At 37.6% G+C, this 5158-nt stretch carries 2 protein-coding genes and 2 pseudogenes; all 4 read left to right on the top strand.

What is annotated here, in order from left to right:
• The first annotated feature begins 254 nt into the window (after positions 1-254).
• The 4 genes and pseudogenes from ACEO2X_RS13200 to ACEO2X_RS13185 all read left to right on the top strand — a co-directional run bounded on the left by ACEO2X_RS13200 (position 255) and on the right by ACEO2X_RS13185 (position 4961).
• Positions 255-1148 carry a replication initiation protein gene (locus ACEO2X_RS13200; protein ID WP_180053127.1) on the top strand — a complete coding sequence of 298 codons (894 nt, stop codon included), beginning with the start codon at positions 255-257 and terminating at the stop codon, positions 1146-1148.
• Positions 1149-1316: 168 nt separating this feature from the next.
• A pseudogene (locus ACEO2X_RS13195) lies at positions 1317-1835 on the top strand (restriction endonuclease subunit S); the annotation flags it as partial.
• A pseudogene (locus ACEO2X_RS13190) lies at positions 1821-2492 on the top strand (restriction endonuclease subunit S); the annotation flags it as partial. The pseudogenes ACEO2X_RS13195 and ACEO2X_RS13190, both read left to right, overlap by 15 nt.
• 1536 nt (positions 2493-4028) lie before the next feature.
• Positions 4029-4961 (top strand): hypothetical protein, encoded by a 933-nt coding sequence (locus ACEO2X_RS13185; RefSeq protein ID WP_180048601.1) that lies wholly within the window; start codon positions 4029-4031, stop codon positions 4959-4961.
• Positions 4962-5158: the final 197 nt, after the last annotated feature.

Raw genomic sequence — 5158 nt, 5'->3', positions numbered from 1 at the left:
ACTCAAACCTTTTAAAAACAGCAACATACATTTTTGTTTGTTGTGCATTTTTTTAATAATTCGCAATAAAATGAATAACTTAACAAGGTTGTAAAATTGGTGTACACTTTTCCGCAGACGAAAAAAAACCCGACTGCAATCGGGCTTTTCTTCGGCAACTTGCTGAGAAATTAATCTCAACTAGAGCACAGTTATCTTGAACCCTAATTGTAGCCTAGTTGAGCCAAATAATTCAAATTTTTTTGAAGGACAACATGGCTCTAAAAAAACAGCTAGACCTGTTTTTCAACGATCTTGCGTACTATCCGCACTGCACAGATGATTTTGCGGATGGACAATACAGAACGAAAAAAACAGAAGCAATTAGAAAGAAATACATTGAATTCAACCAACCTTGTTTGGTGTCTTACTTTGTCTTTGATCTCGATTACCCTGAATCTGCACTTGCTTGGCGAGAAGAAAACTTGCCTGAGCCTTTTTGGGTAGCACAGAACCCGAAAAATGGGCATGTACATATATGCTACCGTTTATTATTTCCCTATCCCACAACGGAAATCGCAAGCATTAAGCCAATGCAGTACGCTGCAAAAATTCAGGCTGCTATGGCTCGAAAACTCAAAGCTGATGCAGGGTACAGCCGAAAACTGACCAAAAACCCCTACAATCCCGCTTGGCGGACGATGTATTTCACAGATAAATCGTACTTGCTCGATGAGCTTGCCGATTATGTTGTGGTTAAAGCACTTAGGAAAAGCGAGCAAGAGCAAGGCTTGGGGCGTAACTGCACCATGTTTCAGCAGGGCGCATCATGGTCGTATAAAGCTGTTATAGAGTTTAAAAAGGCAAATGCCCCTTTCCAACTGTGGCATAACGCTGTCAAAGACCGCCTAAAGGACATTAATGCAGGTTTCCCCGAAGCACTACCTTATTCAGAAGTTAAAGCCACAGCAAAGAGCATAGCAACGTGGGTATGGCAGAGATTTAGTGAACAAGGCTTAAAGCAATGGCACGCTGAGAAAGGGCGTAAAGGTGGGCAAAAATCTAAACGTGGAGCTAAAGCTGATTCAGAGCGTTCAACGAAGCCTTGGGAAGCTATAGGAATATCACGCAGGACGTACTACAACAGAAAGAAAAATGGCACTCTGTAAGTTGCACCAAATAAGCTATATCAGATATCCCTTCGAAGAGGGGGTATTTTGGGTGTCAATATGGTCAATTTTAAGAATGTTCCACGATCTAAGCCTAGGCTATTTTTAGCTGTTTCTGAATGATCAATTTCTTTATCCGAAGTTTCATAATTTAAAGAGAGTTTTACGTTGTTTCCTAAATTAAGATTTAAAGAGTTTGATGAGAATTGGAAGGAAGTCACACTAAAAAATTGTATTACTTCAATTGATTCAGGTTGGAGTCCTCAATGTGAAAGCTACCCTGCTAACTCAAGCGAATGGGGGGTTTTAAAAACGACTTCAGTTGATTGGAGTGGCTTTAATTCTTCTTTTAATAAGAAACTACCTTTAGAGCTGACTCCTCGAAAGGAAATAGAAGTTAAACCTTTGGATATTTTGGTTACACGAGCAGGGCCTACGGAACGAGTTGGGGTTGTTTCAGTTGTTCCTCATTCAGTTCGTTCAAAACTGATGATTTCAGATAAATTAATTCGCTTGAAATCAAATGAAGAAAACAATCCTCTATTTTTAGGCATTAGTTTATCTTCAGTAAAATGTCAGAATCAGTTGCAGTCTAAAACTTCAGGATTAGCAAAGTCACAAACTAATATTTCCCAAAAAATATTGGGTGAAGTTCTTTTAAAACTGCCTTCAAAAGAAGAACAAACCAAAATCGCTTCTTTTCTTTCCGCAGTGGATGAAAAGATTAGTCAACTGACCAAAAAACATGAGCTGCTGAGTCAATACAAACAAGGCATGATGCAGAAGCTGTTTAATCAGCAGATTCGCTTCAAGGCTGATGATGGAAGTGAGTTTGGAGAGTGGAAGTCTGTATTCTTGGGAGATATATCTAAACCACAACAATGGAAAACTATTTCATCAAGTGAACTTACTGAAATAGGATATCCAGTTTTTGGAGCTAATGGATATATTGGTTTTTATCCTAAATACAACCATATCAATGAAACAATTGCGGTGACTTGTCGAGGAGCTACATGTGGTGAAGTTACTTTAGTAAAAGCTAAAAGCTATATCACAGGTAATGCAATGTCTATTGACGAAATTAATGAAAATGAACATTTAACTTTATATATTTACTATGCTCTGTGTTTTAGAGGTTTTAAAGATGTTATTTCTGGTTCAGCACAGCCACAAATCGTTGGTAATGCCATCCGAAAAGTAACCTTTCAAATCCCTTGCCTAGAAGAGCAAACCAAAATCGCTAACTTCTTGTCAGCCATTGACCAAAAGATTGATGTCGTGGCACAGCAGATTGAACAAGCCAAACAGTGGAAAAAAGGTTTGTTGCAGCAGATGTTTGTTTAAACCTTTTTAATTTTACGCACAGTTTGCGCTAGATTTAATTTTTAGAGTGATGGATTGGTGATTCTATATCTAAGCAAAAAAGTCGCTTAAAACGCAAATGGTGAGCATTTAGAGCCATTCATTAATTTCTTTTTACCAAAAAACTAAAAGGCGAGCATTTTTTTACAGAATGCTCAAACTGGGAATCAGTTTTTAGTTGTTATCCACCAACTGCTAGCTTGGGCTACCAATCCTTTGATGTTTTAACGTGCATCACCATTGCCGTGCCAACGCCTAATTTTTCTTAGTAGCCAAACTTTGAAAAATTAAATTTGCTGTTTTTCAGTGTTTTACATTACAGAAGCCAATCTGTTAGGGAAGCCAATCCCAAGCAAAACACTGTTTTAGATATTTCACATCAACCACCATCGGCTCAGACTTTCGTTCATCTAAACTTTTGTTTTACCAAAAGAAGCGCTTACGTTTTTATTCGCTCGAACGGATATATCAAGTTAAATAACAACCTGAATCTACTAATCTGATCTCCAACACTCATAAAGATTCTCACGAATCACGACCTTGCATGTTGCCTGCACTGTTTCCAGATGCCATGCTCAAAACGGTCTTGAGTGCGTCCCAAGTTATCCAATTTTGTCTTAACGTGTAGATCGCTTATCTGCTGAATTTGCTCTGTGTTCCATGTTCCGCCCCCCGTAGTTCCAAGAATTTAGGGGCATTAATACAGTTTACAAATCGTCAAAGCAGGTAAAGCACTTTCACTACCAAATGCGAGTTTGACCGTTAACAACGGCTGACACGCAATTACAGGCTTGAGCTATCCATTGATCTCAACTTAGCAATGTGGAATGTCGTCACGACAAATTCACCAAATCACTGTTTGAGTACCGAGTACGCCATCTTTCAACTTGCACCCCTGTTACGTCACCGTAACCGCAAAAGCCCACCTGTTGGCCATACGTCTGTCATCGCTAACAGCTCGTAGGGTTTCTTAACGAGTTTATCAATCCTTGAAAACTCTCAACCTCTCAAAATTGGCAGGGTTGATCTAGTCGCCTAGATTCCCGTGTCCTTGTCGCCCAACTACAGCTCCCCCGACCTAAAAAAATCGAATGGAATGAGTAGAAAAGGGGAATCACACCCCTCAGCCCTCGTTGCAGCCGCGCCAGCTAGGTTTCCCACGCACGCAGCTACACCGATGTAATTTATCAAAATGGCAGTAATGATAAATCGGCAGATGCTGATTCTCGAAAGGTTGGCTAAACCCTTGAGAATCAGATAAAAATATCTAAAAAACAAAGGTTTGGCAGACCTAATAAAAACAGCAATATCTAAAATCAAAACTATCAGATTACAGTCATGTAGTCAAATCGCAGGAACTACATAATTGTTAAATTCCATCATGTAAAAAATAAGAAAATTTTAAAAAAATTTAAGGTGTTAAATTCTATAATTTAAGATTTAATCACCTTAAATCACTATTGTTAAATTCCAATAAAAAAGCTATTTTTAACATAAAACCGCTATTTGGATGCTGTGATGATCTATTTTTCAATGTTTTCTACACTTGCGATGCAAAAGCTACAAGATGAAATAACAAGATCGAATTGTGTTCTTTTTGCTGAGCTTGATATGGAATTTCATGATGACGAGGAGTTTATAAACTTTGTTGAGAAATGGACTGAGCGTTATCAACTCACAATTTCCCCAAAAGAACGCTTTAAGCAAAAGAAAAAAGGGCATCCAACTTTTGATTTAATCATCAAGCCGAACCTTGTTGGTGATGATGCTTTCACTAAAGATTTAATTGAAATTGCTAAAAATGAACCTGAAAAATTTACTCGTTCAGACTTTGATTTTTTAAATCATTCCGAGAGTTATTTAGAAATGAAGTTTTATCTTTTTTGCAATATTGATACCCCTCAAATCTATGACGGTCTTATACCAATTGACCAAGTGAATAGTACGCTTAAAAAGTATATTGATGGTGCTGAAAAATTTTCTTATGTCTTTGATTCACCAATTAAATTTGGAAATTATGAGCTTGTACGTTTAACTCAAAAGCGCTCAATCAAAGACGATTTAGAGGGGCGTGAAAAAAATGCTTCCGATTGGACTTGGAGGATTGGATCTGAATCTTATAGCAAGGTGCAGAAACAGGGTGAGGTACTGATTAATCGTTGGAATCAGTGCATTGAAAAATCTGAGGAAGAAAAACAGGCATATTTTGAGAAGCATTTGAAAATTTTAGAGGGCTATCTTGGTTTCAGAGGTGTGCGTAAACAGGTCGGGACATTATGGGCTAAGGAACGTAAGGTTTTTAAGGCTAAATATGGCGAAAAATATTTACCCTATTATCGCCCTTTAAAATTGAAGTATGTGCAACGGCTTAAATCAGGACTTAGAGCTAATGCAGAGCCATTGGAGATGATTGAATACATGAAAAAAGCGATTCAAAAAGCAAGCAAATAAAATGGTTTTAGTTTCTGGTTGAACACACCAGGATTTTTTTCAAAAATCTTGGTGTGTTCAGCAAAACCAAACTCAAACCTTTTAAAAACAGCAACATACATTTTTGTTTGTTGTGCATTTTTTTAATAATTCGCAATAAAATGAATAACTTAACAAGGTTGTAAAATTGGTGTACACTTTTCCGCAGACGAAAAAAA

The organism is Acinetobacter sp. AL9 (assembly GCF_041464035.1).
Lineage (GTDB): Bacteria > Pseudomonadota > Gammaproteobacteria > Pseudomonadales > Moraxellaceae > Acinetobacter > Acinetobacter towneri.
Note: the sequence above shows the minus strand (reverse complement) of the source record. Positions and strands in the feature narration are given on the sequence as shown.

What these genes read in the sequence shown, in the direction of transcription:
- ACEO2X_RS13200 (WP_180053127.1), top strand. Translation starts at nt 255, where the DNA reads ATGGCTCTAAAAAAACAGCTAGACCTGTTTTTCAACGATCTTGCGTAC.
- ACEO2X_RS13185 (WP_180048601.1), top strand. Translation starts at nt 4,029, where the DNA reads ATGATCTATTTTTCAATGTTTTCTACACTTGCGATGCAAAAGCTACAA.